The 25,136-nt window shown below is 33.1% G+C and carries 26 protein-coding genes; 7 read left to right on the top strand and 19 right to left on the bottom strand.

The features are described from left to right. Window positions 1–489: 489 nt before the first annotated feature. The gene (locus G9F72_RS02665) at window positions 490–852 is read left to right on the top strand and encodes a DUF6155 family protein (RefSeq protein ID WP_164959460.1); all 363 of its coding nucleotides are present in this window, start codon (window positions 490–492) and stop codon (window positions 850–852) included. Here G9F72_RS02665 and G9F72_RS02660 read toward each other — a convergent pair. The 3 genes from G9F72_RS02660 to G9F72_RS02650 all read right to left on the bottom strand — a co-directional run bounded on the left by G9F72_RS02660 (window position 802) and on the right by G9F72_RS02650 (window position 2,422). Further along, on the bottom strand, window positions 802–1,320 hold the full coding sequence (locus G9F72_RS02660; protein ID WP_164959461.1) for an IS3 family transposase: 519 nt from the start codon (window positions 1,318–1,320) through the stop codon (window positions 802–804). The genes G9F72_RS02665 and G9F72_RS02660 overlap by 51 nt on opposite strands. A 405-nt stretch (window positions 1,321–1,725) precedes the next feature. Beyond that, window positions 1,726–1,992 carry a transposase zinc-binding domain-containing protein gene (locus G9F72_RS02655; RefSeq protein ID WP_224676260.1) on the bottom strand — a complete coding sequence of 89 codons (267 nt, stop codon included), beginning with the start codon at window positions 1,990–1,992 and terminating at the stop codon, window positions 1,726–1,728. 235 nt (window positions 1,993–2,227) lie between these two features. Further along, entirely contained in the window at window positions 2,228–2,422 is a 195-nt protein-coding gene (locus tag G9F72_RS02650) for a transcription initiation factor TFIIIB (protein WP_164959463.1), read from the bottom strand. Between the two features lie 129 nt (window positions 2,423–2,551). Here G9F72_RS02650 and G9F72_RS27510 point away from each other — a divergent pair, with 129 nt between their 5' ends. Continuing rightward, entirely contained in the window at window positions 2,552–3,034 is a 483-nt protein-coding gene (locus tag G9F72_RS27510) for a hypothetical protein (RefSeq protein WP_411955926.1), read from the top strand. 68 nt (window positions 3,035–3,102) lie between these two features. Next, complete coding sequence (locus tag G9F72_RS02640) at window positions 3,103–3,309, top strand: recombinase family protein (RefSeq protein ID WP_164959464.1); 207 nt, start codon at window positions 3,103–3,105, stop codon at window positions 3,307–3,309. Window positions 3,310–3,565: 256 nt separating this feature from the next. On the opposite strand, the gene G9F72_RS02635 is transcribed toward G9F72_RS02640, so the two are convergent. Further along, entirely contained in the window at window positions 3,566–4,450 is an 885-nt protein-coding gene (locus G9F72_RS02635; RefSeq protein ID WP_164959465.1) for a LysR family transcriptional regulator, read from the bottom strand. Between the two features lie 169 nt (window positions 4,451–4,619). Here G9F72_RS02635 and G9F72_RS02630 point away from each other — a divergent pair, with 169 nt between their 5' ends. After that, window positions 4,620–5,807, top strand: coding sequence for an MFS transporter (locus tag G9F72_RS02630; RefSeq protein WP_224675931.1), 1,188 nt, complete (start codon window positions 4,620–4,622; stop codon window positions 5,805–5,807). An 81-nt stretch (window positions 5,808–5,888) separates the two neighbouring features. Beyond that, window positions 5,889–6,470: an NAD(P)H-dependent oxidoreductase gene (locus tag G9F72_RS02625; RefSeq protein ID WP_164959467.1), complete on the top strand. Its 582-nt coding sequence runs from the start codon at window positions 5,889–5,891 to the stop codon at window positions 6,468–6,470. A 198-nt stretch (window positions 6,471–6,668) separates the two neighbouring features. Here the strand turns inward: G9F72_RS02625 and G9F72_RS02620 are convergent, their stop codons facing one another. From G9F72_RS02620 to G9F72_RS02595, 6 genes are all read right to left on the bottom strand, one after another. Beyond that, window positions 6,669–7,442 (bottom strand): nucleotidyl transferase AbiEii/AbiGii toxin family protein, encoded by a 774-nt coding sequence (locus G9F72_RS02620; protein ID WP_164959468.1) that lies wholly within the window; start codon window positions 7,440–7,442, stop codon window positions 6,669–6,671. A gap of 55 nt (window positions 7,443–7,497) precedes the next feature. After that, a complete protein-coding gene (locus G9F72_RS02615; RefSeq protein ID WP_164959469.1) occupies window positions 7,498–8,088 on the bottom strand; it encodes a type IV toxin-antitoxin system AbiEi family antitoxin domain-containing protein in 591 nt (196 codons plus the stop codon). 659 nt (window positions 8,089–8,747) lie between these two features. After that, a complete protein-coding gene (locus tag G9F72_RS02610; RefSeq protein ID WP_164959470.1) occupies window positions 8,748–10,013 on the bottom strand; it encodes a dicarboxylate/amino acid:cation symporter in 1,266 nt (421 codons plus the stop codon). A 42-nt stretch (window positions 10,014–10,055) separates the two neighbouring features. Continuing rightward, window positions 10,056–11,240: a MalY/PatB family protein gene (locus G9F72_RS02605; RefSeq protein WP_164959471.1), complete on the bottom strand. Its 1,185-nt coding sequence runs from the start codon at window positions 11,238–11,240 to the stop codon at window positions 10,056–10,058. 19 nt (window positions 11,241–11,259) lie between these two features. Then, window positions 11,260–11,643 (bottom strand): RidA family protein, encoded by a 384-nt coding sequence (locus G9F72_RS02600; protein ID WP_164959472.1) that lies wholly within the window; start codon window positions 11,641–11,643, stop codon window positions 11,260–11,262. Window positions 11,644–12,159: 516 nt separating this feature from the next. Next, complete coding sequence (locus G9F72_RS02595; protein ID WP_164959473.1) at window positions 12,160–12,639, bottom strand: MarR family transcriptional regulator; 480 nt, start codon at window positions 12,637–12,639, stop codon at window positions 12,160–12,162. Window positions 12,640–13,039: 400 nt separating this feature from the next. On the opposite strand from G9F72_RS02595, the gene G9F72_RS02590 reads away from it, so the two are divergent. Next, the gene (locus tag G9F72_RS02590) at window positions 13,040–13,510 is read left to right on the top strand and encodes a recombinase family protein (protein WP_318010969.1); all 471 of its coding nucleotides are present in this window, start codon (window positions 13,040–13,042) and stop codon (window positions 13,508–13,510) included. Between the two features lie 653 nt (window positions 13,511–14,163). Here G9F72_RS02590 and G9F72_RS02585 read toward each other — a convergent pair. The 7 genes from G9F72_RS02585 to G9F72_RS02555 form a co-directional block, all read right to left on the bottom strand. After that, window positions 14,164–14,799, bottom strand: a complete 636-nt coding sequence (locus G9F72_RS02585; protein ID WP_164959475.1) for a Type 1 glutamine amidotransferase-like domain-containing protein — start codon at window positions 14,797–14,799, stop codon at window positions 14,164–14,166. A gap of 423 nt (window positions 14,800–15,222) precedes the next feature. Beyond that, a complete protein-coding gene (locus G9F72_RS02580) occupies window positions 15,223–15,819 on the bottom strand; it encodes a hypothetical protein (RefSeq protein WP_164959476.1) in 597 nt (198 codons plus the stop codon). A gap of 14 nt (window positions 15,820–15,833) precedes the next feature. Continuing rightward, on the bottom strand, window positions 15,834–16,181 hold the full coding sequence (locus tag G9F72_RS02575) for a hypothetical protein (RefSeq protein WP_164959477.1): 348 nt from the start codon (window positions 16,179–16,181) through the stop codon (window positions 15,834–15,836). Window positions 16,182–16,238: 57 nt separating this feature from the next. Continuing rightward, on the bottom strand, window positions 16,239–17,237 hold the full coding sequence (locus G9F72_RS02570) for a hypothetical protein (protein ID WP_202054896.1): 999 nt from the start codon (window positions 17,235–17,237) through the stop codon (window positions 16,239–16,241). A gap of 527 nt (window positions 17,238–17,764) precedes the next feature. Next, complete coding sequence (locus G9F72_RS02565) at window positions 17,765–18,025, bottom strand: hypothetical protein (protein WP_164959478.1); 261 nt, start codon at window positions 18,023–18,025, stop codon at window positions 17,765–17,767. A 184-nt stretch (window positions 18,026–18,209) separates the two neighbouring features. After that, window positions 18,210–18,620, bottom strand: a complete 411-nt coding sequence (locus G9F72_RS02560) for a peptide deformylase (protein WP_164959479.1) — start codon at window positions 18,618–18,620, stop codon at window positions 18,210–18,212. A 193-nt stretch (window positions 18,621–18,813) separates the two neighbouring features. Further along, entirely contained in the window at window positions 18,814–19,074 is a 261-nt protein-coding gene (locus G9F72_RS02555) for a TfoX/Sxy family protein (RefSeq protein WP_164959480.1), read from the bottom strand. A gap of 345 nt (window positions 19,075–19,419) precedes the next feature. On the opposite strand from G9F72_RS02555, the gene G9F72_RS02550 reads away from it, so the two are divergent. Continuing rightward, window positions 19,420–20,169, top strand: coding sequence for a recombinase family protein (locus G9F72_RS02550; protein ID WP_224675930.1), 750 nt, complete (start codon window positions 19,420–19,422; stop codon window positions 20,167–20,169). A 1,035-nt stretch (window positions 20,170–21,204) separates the two neighbouring features. On the opposite strand, the gene G9F72_RS02545 is transcribed toward G9F72_RS02550, so the two are convergent. Both G9F72_RS02545 and G9F72_RS02540 read right to left on the bottom strand, forming a co-directional pair. Next, a complete protein-coding gene (locus tag G9F72_RS02545) occupies window positions 21,205–22,764 on the bottom strand; it encodes a carboxylesterase/lipase family protein (RefSeq protein ID WP_164959481.1) in 1,560 nt (519 codons plus the stop codon). Between the two features lie 592 nt (window positions 22,765–23,356). Beyond that, a complete protein-coding gene (locus G9F72_RS02540) occupies window positions 23,357–24,643 on the bottom strand; it encodes an MFS transporter (protein ID WP_164959482.1) in 1,287 nt (428 codons plus the stop codon). Window positions 24,644–25,136 lie beyond the last annotated feature (493 nt).

Below are 25,136 nucleotides of genomic sequence, written 5' to 3'. Positions count from 1 at the left end.
TTATATTATTTTTTCTGCATATAAAATCTTTCCTTCAACTTAAAAAGAGTAAGTAAAGGACCTTGTGCATAACTTTCATTCTTATATATTTTTTTCAATTCAAAGTATTTATCATATATAATTGGGATTGCATCCTCATTAGCTATAAAACCAAGAGCTACACAAATTAGAGATACAGATTAAGGGCTTCTTACATTATCTAAAGTTTCAAGTAGTTCTTTTGAATAGTTTTTATTATATTGAGGAATTATCTAAGGAGAAATTAGTGAGCGAACAGGCGGACAGGTAAATGCAATTTTTGATTGTCCAAAATGTAAGGTGAACTATTGTGATCAGTGTAGTTATGAAGATGAAGAAAAAGGTCATGCAGTGCAAAAATGTTTGAGGTGTGATAGTGAATTAGATAAAGTAACATATTAATGTGCATGAGGTGTTACTTTACTTTAAATAAAATGGAATTATAAAAAATAAGTTGGGGTGGAACTTCAAATGATAAAAGATAAAAATCTATCAATAACTGAACTTAAAAAGCAGCTCAAACAACTACAACCAGAAGAACTTATGAAGCTTCTAGTTGAAACTTATAAGATGAGCGATAAAGTTAAAAACCTTATTAATGCTAGGCTTAAAGGCGATACTGGCGTTGCTGATTTACTGAGCCCATGCAAGGAGAAAATAAAAAATGAATTCCTGCCTGAAAAAGGCTTTGGAAAGCTAAGAGTAGCTATTGTTGAAAAAGTAATTGTAGACTTTAAGCCGATTTCAAAGGATGACAAGCATATTATTGATTTAATGCTGTTTTCAGTAGAAATGGGTGTAGAATTTATTAATGAGTATGGTGATATCAGCTAAGCTTGGTACATATGCTAAAATTTGATTGGTACAAGCATCTTTCATTACGGATAAATATGCTTTATCACCTTTATTGTAAAAAAGATATGTTATGTCAGTTAGAATAATCATGCCTGCACCTTGCTCACGGAATTCTCTATTTACCAGGTTATCTGATACAGAATCAGTATGAATAGCTTTAGCCATTCTTCGGTATGGATTTGCCTTTCGAATAGGACAGAATAGATTGTACTTTTTCATCAACCTACGTATCTTTTTCTGGTTCATTATGATTCCCATATGTAGAAGATGCATGTAGATGCCACGCCTTCCCTTGTCATACCCACGGTATTGGTATGCGATAAGAATTAATTCAAAGTCAGCACGATCCTTGGCTTCTTTATTCATTCGTTTACTTTCTGTCTTTAGCCAATTATAGTATCCGCTTCGTGATACACCTGCATTTTCACATAACCAACATATATTCAATTCATTATTATCATGAGAAATCATAGCCTGGATGATTTTGAATTTTTCTTCCGGTCGTGCGCATGTTGAACTTTCTTGTCTAAGAATCTGATTTTTTTAAAAAGGTATTTTCCTGTTCAAGATATTTTACTTTCTGCTTGAGACGTTGTATTTCTTCCTCAGGAGTAAAACCCTTAGTCGATATTCTTCCAGACTATCCTTTTCTTGTATCTGTAAGCCCTTCTTTGCGACTGGCCATTTTTCGCATATTTGTACAAATGCTATGAAGACGTGGTTTTCCAAACATCTTTGGCTCGAAACCAGCTTTTCTCAATATCTGAGCAGGTGTGTTACCATTTTCATATTCTCTAACAAAAAACTCCCTAAATTCCTGTGTATACGTAATTACTCCCTTTAAAATAAGAGTTAAAAACTCTTATAAAATACACAATGTCTATGTGGTACATCTAAAATTTTACTCACTTGTTTCTCTACCCACTCATTTATATATTTTTTACCGCATTTACTGCAAAATCTACTTTTGCATGTAAATCCTACTTTAAATACTTCTAAACATTTTAAGCATATATATGCCACAAAACCTAAAGAAATATCCCCGCATCCTATCATTTTCATAACTTCTATGTGCATATGTTCTCTCATTTTTTCAGGGTACTTGGTACTTTTCTTTATTCTTTTTCCAAAATTCTTGATTGGTCTTTAAATATTTGTTTTATAGTAATCTTATTTTTTTCCATAGTTTTATCATCTCATATTTTTCTGAATTTTTCCATATGTTTTTTCTGTAAACTGTTATCCACAGCCACTTCCGCAAGCTGTTTCCTATATAACAAAAAAACAACAAAAACCTCTGAATTCAAGGGTTTTCATAATTTATTGAGACAGGATATATGAAAAATGTGAATTATCACTTGAATTTCTCTGGTGTTAATACCCTCATATTTAAAATATAACCACATTTTGTACATACCTCTGCATTCACTTCTGACCCATTCATAATTTTGAAAAATGCGTCAATAGGATATAATTTTGCATTAATATCAAGTTTAGCCTGTGCAATTTTTTCACAACCACATTCTGGACATTTCTTTTCTCGTTCCATTAGATTATCCTCCTGCAATATTTTTTTCCATAAGATACTACTATTCAGAAAATTTAATTATTATGACTATGTGTAAATGCTGAGGGTTTTAAATATGTTGAAATTTTTGACCCGAAACAAGATAAAGTTGTGAAAGTAGTCCAATCAAATCCACAAATTCAAGATATGATTACAAGTTGGATTACCAATTTAGAAGGATTATATAAAAACGACCCCGCTACTGACGATGGATATGTGGTAAAGATTCCTTTAGACCCAATTGTTAAGGTGAACTGTAAGTCATTCAATGCACTTGTAAGTGAAGTATATATCTTAATTCCTGAAAATGAACCACCTTGTTATCTAATTTTTGATGAAAACAAATTATTAAGTTTTGTGTTTAATGGCGATATAAACAAGTTATCAAATATTTTAGATTTTAACTTAAGAAATAAAGATGATAAAGACGTATATAAATTTGCTTTAACTAATTCTATTTATAATTTAGATAATGCTTATCATAAATTCTTTAAAGCACATACTGATTTTCCTAAATTCAAATCAAAACATGACTATAATTATTCTTACACTACTAAAGCCAAAATATCAAATGAGGAATCAAACATAGTTTAGAAAACGGAAGTTCAAAACTATATAATCGTAAGTGCTATGGCTATAGCCATGATTCAGAAGAAAATATTATGATAGATGAACAAGAATCAAAAATAGTTCAAAAGATTTTCAATTTATACCTTAGTGGATACAGTATCCTAGCTATCATTCATGAACTTGAAAAGCAAGGGTTTAAATCACTAACTGGTAAAGAGAATTGGTCAAAACGTACAATTGATACCATGCTTAGCAATGAAAAATTCATCGACAATGTAATAATTGGAAAAACTTATTGAAATGATTTTCCTTATAATGAGCGCAGGGTTATGAATATACAAATTAAATAGCATATTAACTTATTTTTACATACATGTAAAAATAAACACCCCAAGGGCATTTGTTTCCTCATTTTATATGGATATAACTATAAAATACGACTCAACAAAAGTTATAACAATTCACTTTATGATTTTTCGTCTAAAGCAAAACTTAAAACGCCACCTAATCAGAAGACTAAGTGGCGTTCCGTTTGCATTTTATTAGATTGGGAAACTATGGGTTTACGTTATTATTAATACAAAGACTGATAAATTTTTTTGCTGATTTGGTAAGAAATTTATTTTTTTGATAAATAATAGAAAATTGACGTTTTAGCGAAACGTTTTTAATTTTTAAAACATGGATATTACCTAATGATACACCTGCTTTTACTATTACCTCAGGAAGAATGGTTAATCCTAACCCTGCTTTTACTGCCTCAAAAATGATTAGTATGCTTATACTCTCCCATCGTGTATTGATTTCTAATTCGTGTGCTGCTAAGAAACTCTCAAAAAATTCTCTGTCATCACTACCTCTTTCTCGTAGTATAAAATCTTGTCCATCTAGCATGTTTAGCTCTATTTCATCGTAACGGCTAAATGGGTGTTTTTTACCGCAAACTAAAACCAATTCATCATCCATAAACTTAATTTGTTCAATATTTGGACTCTGTACTTTACCTTCAATTAGGGCAATATCAACAGTATTTCTTAAAATATATTCTTCTATTGTTTTAGTATCATTTACAGCGACATTTACTTTAACGGAAGGGATCTGCTGCTCAAAAGCTTTGACATAAGAAGGCAATATACCAAAACCGATTGCAATACTTGATCCCACACGTAGAGTGCCGAAGGAGTCCCAATCTTTTATTCCTACTTCCACTTCGTCAGTTAGCGAAACAATATGCGTTGCATACTCTAATAATTGCTTACCAGTCTCTGTAATATATAGCCTTCGTGACACTCTGTCAAAAAGTTTAACTCCATAGTTTTCTTCAAGTTCACGAATGGCAATACTTACAGATGGCTGTGTAATGTGAAGTTTTTTGCCAGTAGCAGTTATACTATTGTTCTCACAAACTGCAATAAAAATCCTAAAATGCCTCAAGGTCATTTATTATACACCTCTTTCCATAGGTAATTGACTATACATATAATAAAATTATACTATTTTACTTATGAAGTTTCAAGATGTATAATTAAAATGATTTTAAAATCCCGCTAAAATATAGCACACCGCTTAACTTAAGAAGCGAGTTAAAAATTATAAGGAGTATTGAATAATGGAAAATGATAAAAACGTTAAGTACCAAGACTATAAAGTCATTGGACTAGTTATTATGATCGTAGCGGCTGCTATCGCTATGAATCAGTTTAAGGTTCCTATGATCATGAAAGATGTGGCAGCAAGCCTGCATATGGGAGAGTCTTCTGCTCCATGGCTTATGTCAATCTACACACTGATTGGTATTGCATTTGCGCTTCCAGCGGGTACTTTATCGCAGAAATATGGTCCAAAGAAAATTATTATTATGGCCGGATTAATGGCAACGGCTGGTGCTCTTCTTGGTGCACTTTCAACAACAGCAGCCGTAATGATAGTTAGTCGTGCAATTGAAGGTATAGGATTTATTTTTCTTTGTGTAGGTGCTCCTATGACAATAATTTCGTATTGTGCTCCAGCCAAGATTGGTAGCGCAATGGGTATATTTGCCGTTTGGATGCCTATTGGACAAATTATTGCTTTTAATGCAACACCTTTTATGTTTAATACCATGAAATTAAGTTGGCACTCTATCTGGGTTGTATTTGCAGTCGTTAGCTTGATCACTACACTTGCTGTACATTTTGTAATCAAGGCCCCTGAAGGAGTCGATACTTCTTATCAAAATCAAGAAAAAGTAAGCTTTTTAGAGGTTATAAAAAATAAGGATTTAATCTGTGCGTCTCTTGCATTTGCTTCAAGCGCTTATTTGTTGTTTTGTGTTATCATTTTCTTTCCTAGCTTTGCTGCACATAGCAGGTTAATGGGTGTATCACAAGCAGGCTTTATTGCTTCTATTCCAATGATTGCCTCTATTATAGGTTGTCCTATATTAGGTAAGCTTTCTGAATCCACAGGTGCTAAACCGATTTTTGTGATAACCGTTATAGTATCTACTGTAGCTACTGCGCTGTGCTTTATACCATCAATACCTATTATACTTACTGCTACAATATTTTTAGGACTTATTGGTCTTGCTGGCCCTGCTATGATTTTTATTTCTATTAATTCTATTGTAAAAAATCATAAATTTGTGGGTATAGGTACAGGGGTAGTAATTACTTTTCAGAATATAGGGTTTTTCCTTGCCACAGCTACTTTCCCCTCCATCATAGGTATTTGCGGCGGTGATTATACTAAGGCCGGGCTTGCTGTTGTGCCTGTTGGCATATTTGGAATCATAATGGCGATTATTGCAAAGTTTTAATGACGAATGTCGCATGTTACAGATCTCTGTGACATTAATACAATATAACAAATCTATATAATAAAAAAGGAGATTGATAGTATGAATTATTTAATTGTTAGCAGCCACCCTTATGAAGGAAGCTTTAACGCAGGAGTAGCAAAAACTGTTGCTGAAACTGTTTCAAAAAATGGGCATTCTGTTGAATGCATCGATTTGGTAAAAGATGGATTTAACCCTCTTATGACAGGGCAAGACTTGTTGCAGTGGAGAAAAGGACAGATAGAAGATCCATTGGTGTTAAAATATAAAGCAGAAATAGATAAAGCGGATGTAGTGGTATTTCCAATTCCACTATGGTGGGCATCAATGCCTGCTGCTTTAAAAGGATTTTGTGATAAAGTTTTTCAGCTTGGCTGGGCATATAAATATGGAGCAAATGGAACAATGATTGGATTATTAAAAAATAAAAAAGCAGTCGTTATTACAACTATGCAAACACCTAACGACTACTATAACAATCAATTGCAAAATCCTATTACTGGCAGCTTTATAAAAGATACTCTTCAAACCTGCGGTTTTGAAGTTTTAAAACATTTTCAAATTGATCAAATTGCAACTGGTGGTAGACCTTATGCTGAAGAAAAGTTGAATGAAATCAGAGGTTATTTTGACCAACAATAAATAATAATTAAGGAGTTATATAGATAGTCTACATAACTTCGGGCTGTCAACAACAATAGTTGGCAGCCTATTTTCATAGTAAAATAAAAAATGAAAAATTCCCTCAAAACGTATGAGGGAACACATCCATTGGCTGAAAGAGACTGACTTGACTGAACTTACTAAGTAAAGACACTCCAAAATGAAATGCTTTTAACTTTACTTTATTACTACTAACAATTCCTTCAAAACAAAAGCTATATCCTCGAATGAAATATCTTTTGCATAGCTATAATTTTTCTTATATTTATCCCATAGCTTTTTTAAATCTTTACTGTTTTCAACAACTGATATTCTTTTTTCAATATTTTTGAAGATATGTGTTGTTCCCCTATGTTTCGATGTTTTTAAAATTGCTTCATTGAACAGCTTTTTATTGAAGTCTTGTGTTTTTGTCAAAATATATATATCATAAAAATCTCTTAATCTTGTGTTAAATTCTCCGCGCCTTAATATGGTCTCGTATTTTTCCGCTAAAACTGTTTCTATGTTATATGCCCAAATATCAATAGTATTATCATCAAAAATCATTTTAAATCTATATAGGATTTCTCTTGGAGTTATAGCATCTCCTGTTGTAATATCAATTTGCATTGGAGTTATAATGGTATCGTAAACAGATTGTATACTTACCCTATACCCACCATAATCATCATCTTCTCTGGTAGGCTCAACCTTAATATAAGAAAAGATTACGTCATCGTCTACATCAATTGAGCAAATATCATTTATAGCCTTTGATAATGAATCCTCATTTAATGTATATCCTTTTAACGTTGCATCCATATCCATTGTTGAACGATTATCTATATCCACAATGGCAGCTATTAACATCCCACCCTTTAATATAAACTTATTCTTGTATTCAGATTTTGATATGCGTTCTAAAAACCTCTCAAACATATAGTTTTGCAAAACAACTTGTGCAGACATATCTTTGCTTTTGGCAAGGTTTTTAATTTTCGCCTTTAACTCATGCCTTTGCTACTCATAAAAGTACCATATATTTTTTTATTATTTTGTCTACATGGAACTTTTTCGCATATTCGCCTAGCAAATTAAAATCAGCATATTTTAATTTAATATATCTCTTTAAAGCATCATTTAAAATTTGAATGTCTATTTTGTTTCTGCTTCGTACGATATCACAAATTGTCCTTTCAATATTATACAATTTAATATCATTTCCAAAAGAAGTTTTTGCAGCAGTAACACCTAAAGAATGTAGTTCATTTTTTATATAATAAATCTTGTTGTTTTCAGAAATATTTTCTACAACCTTATAACTACTTGGTACAGTTGCTGAATATTCAAATGGCGTTCTGTCAGATAACCCATGTATAAACAGAGCTGTTTCATGTGAATAAATTAACTTTGGATATTTAATCTGCATATAATACATCTCATCTTCAATTTCACCCGACAAAATATATACACCTCTGCTTACTCGTTCTAATTTCCCTATACTCACAAGCTTAGATAAATACGTTCGTGGAATATTTAGACGCGCTAAATCTGATGTAAATAATATACCATTATTTTGCTCAATTAAATTTTCTAATTTATTTAAATAATCCATTTACTTCACCTCATCACAAACATACTGATGTTATACTTGAAGTCAGTATATTTGTAAAGAATTTTGCAGTATAAATCAGAAAATTTATAAAGCTAAAAATTCCTCACTAGTCCGCGTAATTATAGTATAATCTTTATTTTCTAGTTAAATTTCACTTCAGAGTTAATACTATCTCAACATGTACCTTCATGGACCATATTAAACAAGCCTTTATAATTCCGCTTAAAAGTGCACACCCCACCCTAAAAATGCACACCCCCTACACTAAAATCCATAGGGGGTGTGCATTTTTTCAATTTAATCCAATTTTTTATGCTTTCAAGTTTAATTTTCACACTGCGTTTTAATCCAAAAAACAATGAGAACCCCTGAATTCAAGGGTTTTCCATTGTATCAAAATCATTGTTTATGTATGGTGGAGGCGAACCTCTACTAACTATATCACTGTCCATTGAAAGAAGCATATATACAGTTAACAAAAAACTTCAAGTTATGTTTTACCCACACTAAAGTTTTTCTTTATTCCCTTGGAATATTTATTGGTTTAAATTTCTTTTAAGTTTTTGTTGTTTTATTATTCGAAGTTTCAATTAAATAGAAAAAATATAATTCCAGTCAAAATATTACCTTTGCTGGAATTATATTAGCTTGTTTCTAATTTACATAGATATTTTTGTTTCTATATGAACTTTTTTATTAGTGACAACCTTCTCAATTTTTTTATCAGCCCAATGCTTACCCTCAATGATGCGAGAAATAATCATTGCAATCCCAGTATCACCAGTAGCGTTAATTGCTGTTGCTGGTGCGTCTGTTATCGTTCCAATTAAGACCATAATTGGAATTGAAACAGCAGGGAATCCAAAAGCAGCTACAATAAATATTTCTCCAACATATCCACCCGCTGGTATTGCACCCATTACTGATGATGCTACTACAGATACCACAATAGCAGTCAATAAGTTTTTAGGATCTAGAAAGTTAATCTTAAAAATAGAACACATAAATGCAATTTTTAAAATTGAAATTAAGCACGCTCCATCTTTATGAAGATTACAGCCCATAGGAATAGTAATATTCTTAATATCTTCTGGAATGCCAATGTTTTTTGAGGCGATAAGATTACTTGGAATAGATGCAGCACTAGAGCATGTACCTAAAGATGTTAGAGTTGGTGGCACAATATTTTTCCAAAAATTCTTAATTCCTCTAGTACCATCACCAATGAAAGCGAAAATAGTATTTGATAAGAAGAAATATACTATTGCAGCTATAAAATATATTATTAATGCTCTTGATAGTGGGCCGGCGATTTGTTCACCATACTGCCCAATTAAAGTAGCGAAGAATGCACCTAGTCCTATTGGTGCTAAAAGCATAACATACCCAACCATTTTCATAATAACATTAGATAGTGAGTCAAAGAATTGCACAACAGGCTTTCCTTTTTCTCCTATAGCAACGGTAGATACCCCGAAAATCATTGAAAAAATAATTAAAGCCATCAAATTTTTTCTTGACCATAATAGTGAGAAGTCATTTACAGTAAACATTGATAAGAAATTACTATTACTCGTCATATCTTTCACTGTTTCGTTCATAACTATATTTGCTCCACGAGCTGGATCAAACACACCACAGATGACAGCCATGTAAATGCTGGCTATAATTTCTGTTACAATAAACAATATCATCATGATAGATAATATTTTACCTAGCTTATGTAGATTCTCCATATTGGCAATGGAAGATACTAATGATACGAAAATCATAGGTACCACACAACAATATAATAAATTTAGAAAAATATCTGCTATAGGAGTAAGGATTACAGCTTTGGGTCCAAGTATTAATCCTAGAATGGACCCTAGTAACATTCCTCCCAGAAGAATAAAAGAAAATTTATAATTTTTTAAAAATTGCATTTATGTTCGCCTCCTTTTGTTTTTATAAATAATTGATATTTTTTATAAACAATTGATATTTTTTATAATGTTATCTATAGCCTGTTCAACATATTTCGGATCCGTAGCCATATTGAGTCTAACAAAACCTTTACAATCTTCGCTAAACCATTCACCAAAATCAATAGCAAGATTACATTTATCTTGTATAAAGACTTTTGTGTCATTAGGATCCATATATGCTCGTAAATCTAACCAAGCAAGATAAGTTCCTTCTAATGGAGTGATAACTATTTTCGGTGCTTTTTCATTCAATCTAGTTTTAACATTGTTATAATTGTGTCTTATCACATCTAATAGAGATTCTAACCATTCTTTTCCATGAGTATAAGCAGCTTCAGTTGCAGTTAATCCCATAATATTTACTTCTGTTTGATTAACAGTTTTTGCATAAGCATCATATTGTGCCCTTATTTCTTCATTGGATATGATTACGTGAGAATTTAATAACCCAGCTAGATTGAAAGTTTTTGAAGGTGCTGTAACTGTTATTAAATTATCTGCATATTTTCCGCCACTTACAATAGCTGCTGGCAAATGTTTATTATTTCCAATTATAATATCTTGATGAATTTCATCTGAAACAACAAGTACATTGTGTTTTTTACATATAGATAAAACTGTATCCAATTCTTTTTCTGTCCAAACCCTACCAGCTGGATTATGAGGAGAACACTGGATATATAATTTAACATCGTTTTCAATAATATTCTTTTCGAAATTCTCAAAATCAATGGTATATATTCCGTTAGTGTTAATTAATCCTGAGGTAACTAGTTTTCTTCCATTATCCTTAACAGCATTAAAGAAAGGATAATAAACTGGAGTCATAATAATTACTGAATCATTTGGTTTTGTGAAAGCATTAACAAACCAATATAAGGCAACAACAACACCGGTTGTAAAACGTATCCATTCTTTATTTATTTCATAGTTATGTTCATTCTTTTCCCAATTAATAAAGGCATTATAATATGACTCAGGCACAAAAGAATATCCAAATATTCCATGTTCAATTCTTTTTTTCATTGCTTCAATTACGACTTCTGGAGTTTTAAATTCCATATCTGCAACCCACATAGCAATTAAATCTTTATTTCCATAACGCTTATCTAGCGCATCCCATTTTAGGCAATTTGTACCTAGTCTATTTATTGCATACTTTTCGCAAAATTCTTTAATATTCATAATAAAACCTCCTATTTATTTATAAATGAGCTATTGCTTCAACTTCAACTAATGCATCTTTTGGTAATTTAGATACCTCAATTGCAGTCCTAGCAGGATAGTTTCCTGGTTTAAAAAATGTTTTATAAACTTTATTCATCTTTTCAAAATTTTTCATATCACTTAAATAGACAGTTGTTCTTAAAACTTTATTTAAATCGCTTCCTGCTGCTTGAAGAATTTCAGATAAATTAGTTAACGATTGTTTGGTTTGTTCTTCAATATCGTTATCAGTAATTTTTCCACTTTCATTATTAATTGGAAGTTGACCAGATACAAAAACTAGTTCTGAAATACCTGTTGCTTGTGAATAAGGTCCGATGGCTTGTGGGGCTTTTAATGTTGATATAATAATTTTTCCCATGTAAAATACTCCTCCTTCAATCTTTAATTAACTAGTAAATATTATAAATTGTGGTTGATATTTGTTTAAATGCTTTTCATAACGTTTTCATAATTATCATAAATTATATGGCCATTAATTTACTACAATAATAATTATTGTTTCAAATTTATGTTTAGCTGCTAAACTATTTATTTCTTTATTATAATCAAAGTTAAATAATAAGTCAATATAATTTTATAATATTTTTAAAATTTATAATATTTTTAAAATTTATATATTTTGTTTAGTTGATATACTATATACGTATCTTTTTAAGTTTTCATGCTTTGTTTCTCCTTTTATTTGCTATATTTATAAATATAATCGTTTATCTAATCAATTTTGTTTATCAGATATACCTTTTTATAATATATGTTATTATAGTTTAAAAAAAATTACCGTAATCTTTCAATTTCTTATGTCGATTTATAAATTAAAAAAATACAAGTATTTTATTTATCATCTAAACAAAATACTTGCATTCTTCAATTGTTTTTAAAACAATTTAATATATTCATGTACTACCTTATAAAATGTATCAACTTCTTCTAATGTGCAACTTTTTAATAATTCATGTTGAGTTTGAAGGATGTCCGCATTATCATAAGACTTGTGAGCAGTACTTAAGCGATCTCCCTTTTCTGTAGGATAAAGGTGAATTGTCTTAGCATTATCATTTTCATTTTGTCTAAAAATCAATTCTTTCTTTTCAAGTTTTTTAAGAGTTTGTGAAACAGCTCCTTTAGTTGTACCCCATTTTATTGCAAGTTGACTTACTGTAATACCAGGTTGGTCTTCGATTATAGTTAATATATGTATCTCTACCATATTAATAAGTTCACCAGAACCATCATAATCACGAGGTTGATTCATATATGCGTTGTAATGAATTACAAATTGATATAGTTCATTTGCCCGAGGACTAAGCTGTTCATATATCATATCAATCTCACTTTTGTTACTATATTCAGACATTCTACCGCTCCTTCTACCCGAGTTATATTATATTGTTTCATAAAAAATATAAATTTAAATTTTTTATACTTAAACTTAAACAAGTTGGTATTCCATTAATAATCAGATTTTTTGCTAAATTTTAAATTAATAAGGTTTTCAACATTTTCCAGTAAATTTACTGTAACATAAAATTATTTTATTCGCAACCAATACAAAACATTTGTTTAGGGCTAACTTACTAATATTTTTCATAAAACAAAATCATTTTATAATTTTTAAAAAACACCTTTAAGGGGAGCATATCAATACATTAACTCTGTATGTTTTTGTATTCTTATATATTCATTCCATCTTTAAATGTAAAAGTTATCTCATGTTCTGAATGCACCACAACAGTTTCAATAGTGGCAGTTTGTAAATCAATTGTTATGGCTATCGTCACGAATCAGAAGAAAATATTATATTAGATGAGCAAGGATCAAAAATAGTACAAATGATTTTTGATTTATATCTTAGTGGTTATAGTATCCTGGCCATAATTCGTGAACTTAAGAAACAAGAAATAAAATCTCCTACTGGCAAAGCCCACCGGTCAAAGCGTACAATCGATACAATGCTTTCTAACGAAATATATATAGGTAACGTAATTGTTGGTAAAACTTTCGCACTTGATTTCCCTTATAATGAGCGCAGGGTCAATAAAGGCGAATATCAGAAATACTTAATTAATAGTAACCGCACTCCTATAATAACCCAGGAACAGTTTGATCAAGTACAAGCAGAAAAAATCAGAAGAAGCAACATCCAGATTGATGGAAATAATTCAAAAATAAAGCATACACGCTACAGTATGAAGAAATCTTCCTTATGTCGTGTTCATGATGAGTAGGCTAAAATTTTCTTTTTATAACTTGCACATATGTTTTCATTCTACATATTACATATTCTTTCCGCTAAAAAGTGCACACCCCACCCTAAAAATGCACACCCCTAACTTCAAAATCCATAGGGGTGTGCATGTCCAACATAAAAATCTATAAATTTAATCTCTAAACCTTAAAAATCCCTACTCTAAAATATCCAAAAAACAACGAAAACCCCTGAATTCAAGGGTTTTCCATTGTATCAAAATCATTGTTTATGTATGTCTAACAACTATGATTTTGATGCAATTTATCAAGTTTATCAATGAAGGAATTAATTTTATTATCGCTAAATTGTATGGGGTTTCTGCTAAAAGGTGCACACCCCTCTATTTTTTGATATGTTTCCCCATACTGGATGGAGTGTCACCGTTATGAGAACATATAATAGAACGCTTGTTTCTGCGAGGTTCTTCAGCCATTGCTGTAGTTGTGTAACCTGTCTTAAATACGAATATACTGTAGTAGGGTTCTGCCGTGCCGTCTTCAGTCATACGGCCTATACTTTCAGACATAAATTTGTAATGTTAAATGTCGAGTATTTTTATTTTCTCTAAAAGTAGTCAAAGTGTAATTTAAACGGTAGTTTGCTTATAACATACGACGATATGGATAAACGTTAAGGCTTCTTAAACAGTACAACTCCGCTACCCATAAAAGTAATTGTATCATCTTGAATATAAGCCGCACAACCATCCGGCAATGCGATTGTGCCATATGACTGCGCTGAATACTCTTGAATCCTATTTCGTTTATAGTTTGTATTATCATAATCCCCATTCCCATAATGACAACAAATGTTAAAACCTTTTACCAAATTTAGTCCTGTTGAATCTTCAAAGCCAATAGTGTTTTCACTATCATAGGTTGTACTCGTTATATCTTCACTAAAAATAATGCTTCCTGCTGATAAGCCATATACAAATCCACCTCGATTTATAAAATCAATGAGCTTTTTATCAAATCCACTCTCTTTTATTTCCTTCAAAAGCTTAAAAGTGTTGCCACCTCCGATATATATTGCGGTGTATATATCGCTTATAACTGCTTTGTTCAGGTCAATGCACATTTCTATATTGAAAATTCCATATTTATTATAAGTGCGTTTGAACCATTCAAAGCGTTGGTCGTAATTAGTTTCTTTATCAGCGACTGGTACATATAATACTGTTCGACTTAAATCAATTTGAGAAGCAAAAAATTCGTCAAGTGTGACAACGCCTTCGGCGTTGCCTCCTGATAATAATAATTTCATTTCGTATCCCTCCGTAAATATAAATTAACTAAATTAACCACTCAAACCAATCATCAAATGATTATTGAGATTATATACATAATAAACTGCAAGAAATTACAAGTCAACAACTTTTACATAGTCTTGAAATTGTGACTTTACGGTGTTTTTAACTCCCAATGCCAACGGCCACACAAACCGTAACCTCAGTCTGTGTGCTACGTTTACCATAACCCTTATTCTCTCTATCGAATGAATAAAACTCACATAAATGCCTAAATTCCGCCACTTTCAAGAGTACATTCGACATAGTCCTACCACGCACTCTACGTGGCCCGAGTTGCCATTATTTACGTCAGGGTTCTCGGGAACAGGTCAACCGTTTTTTACGTTTTTCGTAGTATGCGAGAACATATCAACGGTTTTAGGGTTCTCGGGAACATATCAATCAAAATATGGATTCATCACATAGCCCGCTGGATATGCCTCGATATAGTCCTCAAGCGGTGGAAAGTGTGAAAGCACATTATCTACAAAATCATAAAGATGATCAATATCATCCAAAAATTCCTGTGGAGTTCCAATATTTCTGTATCTGAACGAATGAATTGCATTCCTTTTATGCTGTACAGAATCAACCCAAGCGTACTCTGGTGACTTTACATCATCCCATAGCTTTCCACTACTAAATTCTTTAAGATTATCGAACGACGCTTTTTCCGGCTCTATCATTTTGCCTTTATTATTTGTAATCGGGCTCTTACAATAATCTTCATAATAAACACAGTAAAAGAATTTAAGCCACGATTCAACGACTGCACCAAGGTTTGCACGTGCAAGAATCAGCTCACCTGTAGTCATTGTGAGACCTTTATCAATCCAAATTTTCAATGTTTTAGTTAATTCGCTTTGCCATTCGAGCATAGCATCGTCCAGCTTATCTGACGCCGAATCCGGCGCTATCCCACGAGCTTCTTTCCATATGAGAGCCGCATTATTTGTAAGAATAACCAGCGCATTATAACGATCTCTTTTAGCCATTAGTTTTCCTCCACTTATTTATTAGCCTTATTAATAGCGTCAAACATTTTAGCTGGTGATAATTTACTTAGCTCCCTGTTGTCAGCCAACGCGCGTGTAGCTTTATTGCGTATAAACACATCAGCGTCATGTTCTTCAAAGCCTTTTTCTAGAATCAGGTATTGATACAATTCTCTACGTGGATACAACATGAACTTTTCATTACGAAACGCATTAGTTGCTTCCTCTCTATCTGCATCACATACCTTCATCAATACTCGCACGATTTCTTCGTCCTTAACTTTTGCTTCATACAAAGCAGCAGTTACAAGTTTTATTTCACTTCCTCTAGCTCGGCGTTCTTCTAACGAACCTATATACATGTATATTTCTTCCTCCTTCAATGAAACTAATTCCTCACGGTACACAATTGTTCATAATTACAATAGGATTGCTTTTAATGCGTCACTCATTAATTTCTGCCTTTTTTCCATGAACTCCTCAAAATGTGCTAATTCACAAGAAACAAAAGTAGGCAGATATTTAACATTATCACTGTTCTCCGGAATCTTTAACCAGTCCACTAAAGGCATAGCATTTTTACTTTCGTTTTCTCTACCTTCAAGCAATTGAAGATTTGCGAGAGTATTTCTTCTACGGCACCATTCAACTTTTCTGTCATCATCAATAACAATACCATCCGGTAAAACTAGGTCCTTGATCTTTTCTTCCTCAAATCCTGTATGTGGATGCATATGGTCTTGATGGAAGCCTTTTTGACTATATTTCAAATTCGGGTACAGCAGAGATAAAAGCATAAATGTATAAGCACCAATCCCAAACGTGTCAAACAACGCATCGATCTCATCCGCTGTATACCGCAAGCTTCTATCGCCTGTAAAGCGCACATTTGTTAAGTAGCTCATTTTGAACGAATCAGATGGCGAAATCTTAAGTGCTTCTCTAATATTTGCAAGAGCCGAATTAGTTGCTGCACCAAAGATCTGTTTAACTTGTGCCATTACAATATATTTTCTTAATTCTGATTTACTGCCAGTGTCAAAGGCACCGCCTTTATACTTATAATAAACAATAGGCGTTATTGCAACATAAGAAATTATGTTATTAGAGTTAAATCCAAATTCATTTAACAAATGTACAGTATCTTTTACAGAGGTACTGATTGCTGCCCAATTATCTTTTATTTTTAATACGCTATCCCTTTTGAAGGTCTCAACTTTTAAAGTTACAGACATATCTAATAGATAGAGGCAAGTACGCATTACAAAATCATTTGTAAATTTATATCCTTCTCCGATCTTATTTATTTCAGCTAGCAGTTTATCGATTTCGTCTCTTGCCTTATCCCAGTGAGAAATAATAGTTGAAAACAAAAGGTCACTCTTAGATAAGACCGTACCGCCGGAATTAACGCGCACAAAGATATCCAGAACGCTGTCAATCGAATCGGCGCTTACTTCAAAATAGTTTATTATCTCATCGCTGGTAAGTTTTGAATGTAGCAATGATATATTATCCATCGCCAGGTCATCTTCCACCCAGCCATTTTTTATGATGACTCTTTAAAATCAAAGGTTTTTATGTTAAATAAAGGCTCTGTTTAAGAATAATGTTGAAATTGAAAGGCAACCTCTCAAGGCTGCCTTTATTACTTAATATATGAAAAATGTGAAATAATTGCGTCTAAAATCATGTTAATTCAGCTCTACAAATTGGAATTTGTCTTTAAATTTATGCAAAAATTTCAGAATTTCTTTTTGTTATTGCTTCAATATTATTATTTCTATACCTGTCGCTAGGCTTTCTAACTGGAAATAAGTTTCCTTCCAGTGTAATCACACCATAGTTATTATCAACAAATTTATTTCTTAATTAAAAAATCACAAAAATTCTTAAAATCCAATTTTATTTTACCAGTAACATACTTCATCCCCAATACGTCTATCTACTCAGCATCAAAATCAATAAAGTAATTTCTCTCTGATGTATGTATCGTGAGGGTTGCTAAATTAATATTGTCCTCTAAAATATCCACTCTGTACTCGAACATGATATTATCATTTTGCTTCTTCATGAATAAGTAACTTCCTTCTTCTTGATCCTCGGCCTCATCACTTATTTCAGCGTAGATTTCTTCGCCACTGACTTCTCCAGGATATCCTGACTTTCTTATCTTTTCCTCTATTGCTTTAAAAAATTTTTCCATTCTTTTCACTCTCTTTCTTTTTTAAAATACCTATTTCTCTTCAAATCAAGTATATACTATGTTTCTAAATAACAGTAGCCCTAATCATTATTAATTAATGATCAGAGGAAAACCTCACTTATCAAACTCACATGGTTCTCAATGACCTCTAGGCTAATAATTACTTCATATTTTAATTATTCAATTAGATTATTATACCTTCAAAATGATCCATTTCATGTTGAATTATTTGTGCTATAAATCCAGTAAACACTTGCTTTTGCTTCTTAAAATTTCTATCAAGATACTCCACTTCTATCTTTTCATATCTATTTGTTTTTCTAAAGCCAATTAAAGATAAACAACTCTCTTCTGTTTCATAAAGCTTTTCTTTCTTTAATATAACTGGATTTATCATAGGTATAATAAGGTTGACTACAGTAAATACCAATATACGTTTTTTTACTCCAATCATGTTCCCAGCCAATCCAACACAATACTCTAAGTTTGCTCTTAATGTATCTACTAAATCATCAATTACTGCTATATCATTTTTAGTTGCATCTTCTGATTTTTGTTCTAAAAACAATATGTCTTTTATAATTGGTTTTATCATAATTTATACCTCTTTTTCAGTTATATTTTTTATAAATCATACTATATCATATATAAAATTACCACATCTAGTCCAACACACAGTTGGCACATCAATGACACTGATCGAGTTGCAATTTTTAGAATTTTTTACAAATTGTTTATTATGATACATTGCACTGTAAGAAATTTATGTTTAACTCAATGACAAATTACTATTTACATTTATGCCAATTATAAAAATCTTTTAGTTCTGCTTTTCGTTCCTGTGGTAAGGCTGTTTTCCTAACCCCTTGAATTGCACCTTCCAGTGCTAATAATCTATGAATACACGCAGAAGCATCAACTTCTTGTATTTTCAGCCACGCTTGTTCTGTGCCAATATCTTTTAATTGATCATAAGTAAATATACCTATTATATTTAACTGACTTTCAACTTCTTTTCCAATATTAGATAGTTTTGATAATTCTCCCATAACAACACCCCTTCAAATTACTATTTGTTGCATATTATCTCCACTTCGTCTTTTTTTACAAGTCTGAATTAACACCATTATACAACAAAAGGATAATATTGGCTATAATTGGTGTGTATGATTTTCATCACTACTCTTTAACATAGCCTAAATATAAATCTAATTCCGAAGTGAGATGGTTAGGCTAATTATTTTAATACATTTTGGCAATAATCATTATATTGGATGAAATTTTCATATGAGATACATGTGAGTAGGAAAATTTTATCTTTTCAATTCTTTTAAAGGAATGATGCGATTATTAGTAATGAAAGAAAAGTCACAAAAATTGAGAGAATACCTCTCATGCTAAAAGTAAAGGTAGCAATATACTGCAGAGTCAGCACGGCGCATGCTGATCAAATAGAAAGCCTTAACAACCAAATCCACCAATATAAGCAGATGGTTAAGCGGCACCTTGATTGGGAACTGGTTGATATATATGCAGATATTAAATCCGGGAAAAATACTACCGACAGGGTAGAATTCCAAAGAATGCTCTCAGATTGCTATGACCACAAAATTGACTTAATAATTACCAAATCAGTAAGTCGCTTTGGACGCAATACAGTGGATACACTAGATGTGATAAATAAATTGCATAGCCTACTTATTGATGTGCACTTTGAGGTTGAAAACATTAATATTTCAGAGACAAGTAAGACTTTTCTATTATCCATTCTCAACGCAGTGGCACAAGCTGATAGTGAATCAAGAAGCCAAAATATTAGGTGGGGTATTCAGCGTGGCTTTGAGACCGGAAACTCAAAATTTTATAATCGCAAGTGTTATGGCTATATTAATGCTTCTGATGGAAATATTGTTATAGATGAAGATCAATCCAAAGTAGTACAAAAAATTTATGAGTTATATCTTAATGGATATAGCATTCTAGCAATAATTCGTTACCTTGAAGAAAAATGTATAAAGTCTCCAACAGGCAAAGAACATTGGGCTAAGCGTACAATTGATACAATGCTGTCAAATGAAAAATACACGGGCAATGTGGTGGTTGGAAAACTTACGGCCTTGAATATCCTAACAATAAAAGAATAATCAACAAAGGTGACTTCCAGAAATATTTAGCAATAGACTGCCACTTTCCTATTATTTCACAGGAATTATTTGATAAAGTTCAGTTGAAAAAAACAAGACGCAGCAATATTCAGGTAGTTGATGATAATGCGACTCGCAAAACTACTCACTACAGTATGAAAAGATCAACAATAACAGAAAACAATGTTGAGTAGGCTAAATTTTCTATCAGATAATGATTGGTGAGAGAATTGCTGCATTTATTTCGTAATTATACTCAAAGTCCCTAAAACACTAGCTTTCTATTTCCGCTAAAAAGTGCACACCCCCTACTAAAAATGCACACCCCCTACACTAAATTTCATAGGGGGTGTGCATTTATTTCAATTCGATCCAAGTTTTCGTGCTTTCAGTCTCAAATTCTAGCTTGCATTTTGCCCAAAAAACAACAAAAACCCCTGAATTCAAGGGTTTTCCATTGTATCAAAATTGTTGTTTATGTATGGTGGAGGCGAGGGGTGTCGAACCCCTGTCCGAAAGCCATAACACCTAGGCATCTACGAGCGTAGCCAATACTTTAAATTTCCCTCTACTTAACCCCTACTGCCCGGGTTTTAGTTTTGGTAGCTTCATATTTTCCGTTTCCGGGTCAAAGCTTTCCCAAACTCGGTTCACCGTTGTCGGTGCCCTATCCTAAGTTGCGGTAATCAAAGGTAAGACGTGTCCATATGTGTTTTTGAAAAATAATTCTAATATGCATAAATACTATTTTACATAAAAGCACATCACACTTAAGTTAAGAGAAAATGTATTCTTGTCATTTATTCTTTTATAATATTGTTATTTTGTGATGCTTTATATACATGTATGATACTAAAAGGCTTAAAATGAAGAATATAAATTATTCATTTGTATTTATTAGAAATTGTTATATTTTTATAGTCAATGAGATTTTCCGGTGCCTTATAAAAAGAGAATACCTTTGAGATATAAACGTGATCATATTCCTTTATAAGATCATAACGCCCAAGCAATGTAACCTCATGTACTAACTTCTTAATGCTGAACGTCCTGCGAGAATAAATCGGCAAGGCTAATAGGACCACTTACTTCATCATACAACTTTATCAATTCATCATCATAATTATGACAGATCTTGCAATCTCGGTCAAAAATCATGGTAGGCTCGTCTTCTGGTTTCACAGCTTGCCACTCAGGTAGCCCTGGGTGATTTGGATTACCGGTATGTGCAAAATGGATGACCGCTTGGAAAATCTTTTCTTCCAGTTCATCTGAAACGCCATCAATATTACAGATTTCAACTTTATCTGAATTATGGAAGACAAAAGGAATGTCTGAACAATGCCAAGCTGCCTTTCCATACGCATAAGGAAATTCCAGAGTGAAATGATACAGGTACGCAGGAGCCTTTCCTCCTTCTGCCTGCAGTTTTGCCAGTGCCTTGGAAGGCATACGGAAAATCCTGTCAAGCGTCAATAAATCAACTGCTTTCTTGTCAGGATAAGCTTTGACAAACAAATCTGTAAGCTCCTGTGCATGCTGGCCATAACGCTGACCAAGGATTGCTTTTTCCTCCTCATCAGAAAGCTCATATTTATTAAAAGGCATTGGTTTAAATGCAAACTCACCAAATACAGAGCCTACCATCAGTGGAATTGTTTTTGCATGTTCTGTAAATCCATGTATGAGAGGCTCTCCATAATAATAATCATTTTTCATTGGCGCACAGCCCATATAGCCGCCCTTTTGCATAACCATCGGACATACCTTGCCATAAGTTTTTACCAGTTCATGGTAAGGAAGTGTTTCTAGAGCTTCCACTTCATTTTCTGAAAGCCCCATTTCTTCCAACATGGCTGTTACAATCATTCTTCCATCTCCATGTGGTTGAGGCATCAGCTTACCATCGTCAATTCCGCTCATAACAATTCCCTTATGGAAGAGTCCATCCGCATCCGGTATCTGCATCAGACCGGTAATTTTCATACCGCCGCCAGACTGTCCGAACAGTGTAACATTTTCAGGGTCTCCGCCAAATTGGGCTATGTTTTCGTGAACCCATTTCAAAGATGCTACAAGATCAGCATGACCGGAATTCTGGGAATTTTTATATTTCTCTCTAAAAGGTGAAAGATCCATATATCCAAGGATATTGAGACGGTGATTCACACTCACTACCACTACGTCCCCAAGTTGACTCATATTAAAACCGTCATATGCTACCTGTTCAATGGATGATCCAGCAGTGAATCCGCCACCGTGGAGCCATATTAAAACTGGCTTTTTAGCATTCTCATCAAGAGCTTTCGTCCAGATATTAAGATTCTGGCAATTTTCATCCTGAAGCCAGTAACGGTGTGGCACCATCAATTCTGCACCTGGACGATCCTGTTCCATAAGTGGACATACATATCCATAAGACGTAGCATCCTTGATGCCTTCCCATGGAGTTACTTCCTCTGGCATCTGAAACCTTTTTGCCTGTGCATAAGGAATTCCTTTGAAAATATAAATCCCGTCATAAAAATAACCTTTTAATTGACCTGCTTTTGTCTGAACAACAGGTAATTCATCAAATAAAAATTTTTTTACCATCCTTTTTACCTCCAATATTATGTTTTTAATTCTCAGCACTCCTTTAAACTACGCTTTCAGCGTCCTTTTTACAAATTCGATAACCTCAAGCACGCGGTCCTCGGCCTGTGGCAGTACACCCATGCTGTCAAGAAAAGCGTGCATCATATCTAACATACCAAACACAATTTTCTCATATTTTGGAAGTATCTCGTAATTATGTCTGCCGGGCTATTTATCAACCCTTTCAATACAAAAACTCCGTGGGGCAAAAGGCCCCACGGACCAAATTGTTTAATTTTTTTGAGTAGCAACTTGTTCAGCATTCTGAGATGAGGTTTCACGTCTTGCTTTCAAGTCGGCCTCTATCATAATCAGAACTCCTTGTCATTTCATTTTTATTTGCAAGCCTTCCATCTGCATTATCCCAACCCATTGAAGTCCTCATGGCACTAAGTTGCTGTGTGGGCTCAAGAGTGGAAGAATCTTTTTGACCACCATGTCGATTCCCTTGCGGTCCACAACATCGTACTTGGTTCCAAGAACATCCACAAGTTTCCGGTAAGCGCCAGCAGTAGTTTGTGCTTCTGAAGGAACCATATATCTTACTTCCTTATTCTGTTTCAACTACCGTACCAGCAAGGATATTTGTTTCCGCTTCTCTTTCGGACTTCAGCTTATGACCTACTTCCGGTATAGGCATAATGGTGAATATACCTATAATCGGCATGATCGCAAGGAATATATAAAAGAAGTTCCAGCCTCCAATGAAAAGTAGCAACGGTCCTATTGCAGGCACTATCGATTGTGGTAGACAATTGGCAACGTTCATGAGTCCAAAGTCCTTGGCAGTATCCTCTTTATTGGGCAATACACGGGCAACCATAGCCGTATCTACAGCCATAAAACAGCCTCCACCTATGTTAAGCACTATAGCTGCAATAAAAAAGACCTTAACGTTTGGTATAATGAACATCAAAATACCGATTGTGATAATCACGGTAGAAATATAAAGAAAGATTTTTTGCTTTCTGATTTTGTCTGATAAAATACCACCCAGAAGGCTGGTAATAATAGTAAAAGCAAAGCCCAAAATCATGATTATGGAGTAAGTGGATGTTATCTGTGCTGGATCCATATGCATACGGCCACCCAGCATAACTGTTATATAAAACATACTGCAATAGCCCATCATCAGAAGGAACTTTGAGAACAAAGCCCATGTAAACTCAGGATATTTTTTAGGACTTGGGAAAACCTTGCTGATCTTTTTACCAAAGGATATATTATCGCTCTTTTTGACGAATTCCACCTTGCCTTCTTTTATAATAAACAAGCTGATGATTGGTCCGATAATGCTAATACATGCGAACGTGGTGAACTTAACTGCATCGGTAGCATGGACAATGACATTAATCAATATCATTCCTACAGTCATAAAAGCAGGCATAATAATGCCAAATATACCCGACATTGTACCGCGTTTGGATTCCTCAACCTGATCGGGAATCAAAGCTGTATAAGCCGCCCAGGTAAAATTAAAGAAAAACTGTGCTGCTGACCATCCTATCACAACGCCTAAAATCGTTTTCGAAAATAAAATGAACATGATGCATAATGAGCCAATCAACGAACCCAGTAAAATCCAAAGACGGCGTCTTCCAAAAGCCACAGTGCTTCGGTCGCTGATGGCACCACCAATCGGGTTACCGATTAAAGCAAAAATTGCGCTTACACCTGCCACCAGACCATAGGATGAGGCGTAACCATTAGGAGCGATAGCCATAACCTTGAGTGGCACCAATAGTGCACCAGTGGTCAGGAACCCCATAATCATCAGCCCAAAACCAATTACGATACCCGCAGCTAATCGCGGAAAAGGTGTTTTAATTGTTTCCATAATATTTCCCCCCCTATTGAGTTAGTTTGTAACTTTTCAAACTGTGTAATAAAATATAAGTTTGTTAATATTTTATAATTTTTCGAAAATATTTTATTTATTATTAATAGTTGTTTCAAGGTCATTTCTCTCTATTAATATTAATTTGTTATAGTAATCAGTAACAGCATACACATAATTCATTATCATTAAATTCTCAATATCCGTGGCAGTTGCTTTGCTGGTAATCTGGGTCAGGAATCGCTCATTTATTTAAACATTTATCCCTCCTTTTTAAACGTTTTCAACATGGAGTTTATGCTTATAACTAGGAGTCTTCATCAGTCAGATAGAATGGCATGGCTTGTAAATTCCCCACCAAAACTCCTTTTATAAAATACATTTGCTATAATATAACACAATTTTTGGAAGCTTAATATGCAATTTTTGCTGTGTTTAAGGAGATGTTTTGCGCTTTCTTTCTTTAATAAGCTGTTTTTCAAACGATCATATA

Origin of the sequence: Clostridium estertheticum (genome assembly GCF_011065935.2) — a bacterium.
Classification (GTDB): Bacteria; Bacillota; Clostridia; order Clostridiales; family Clostridiaceae; genus Clostridium_AD; species Clostridium_AD estertheticum_A.
This window is presented reverse-complemented; position numbering and strand designations above follow the sequence as displayed.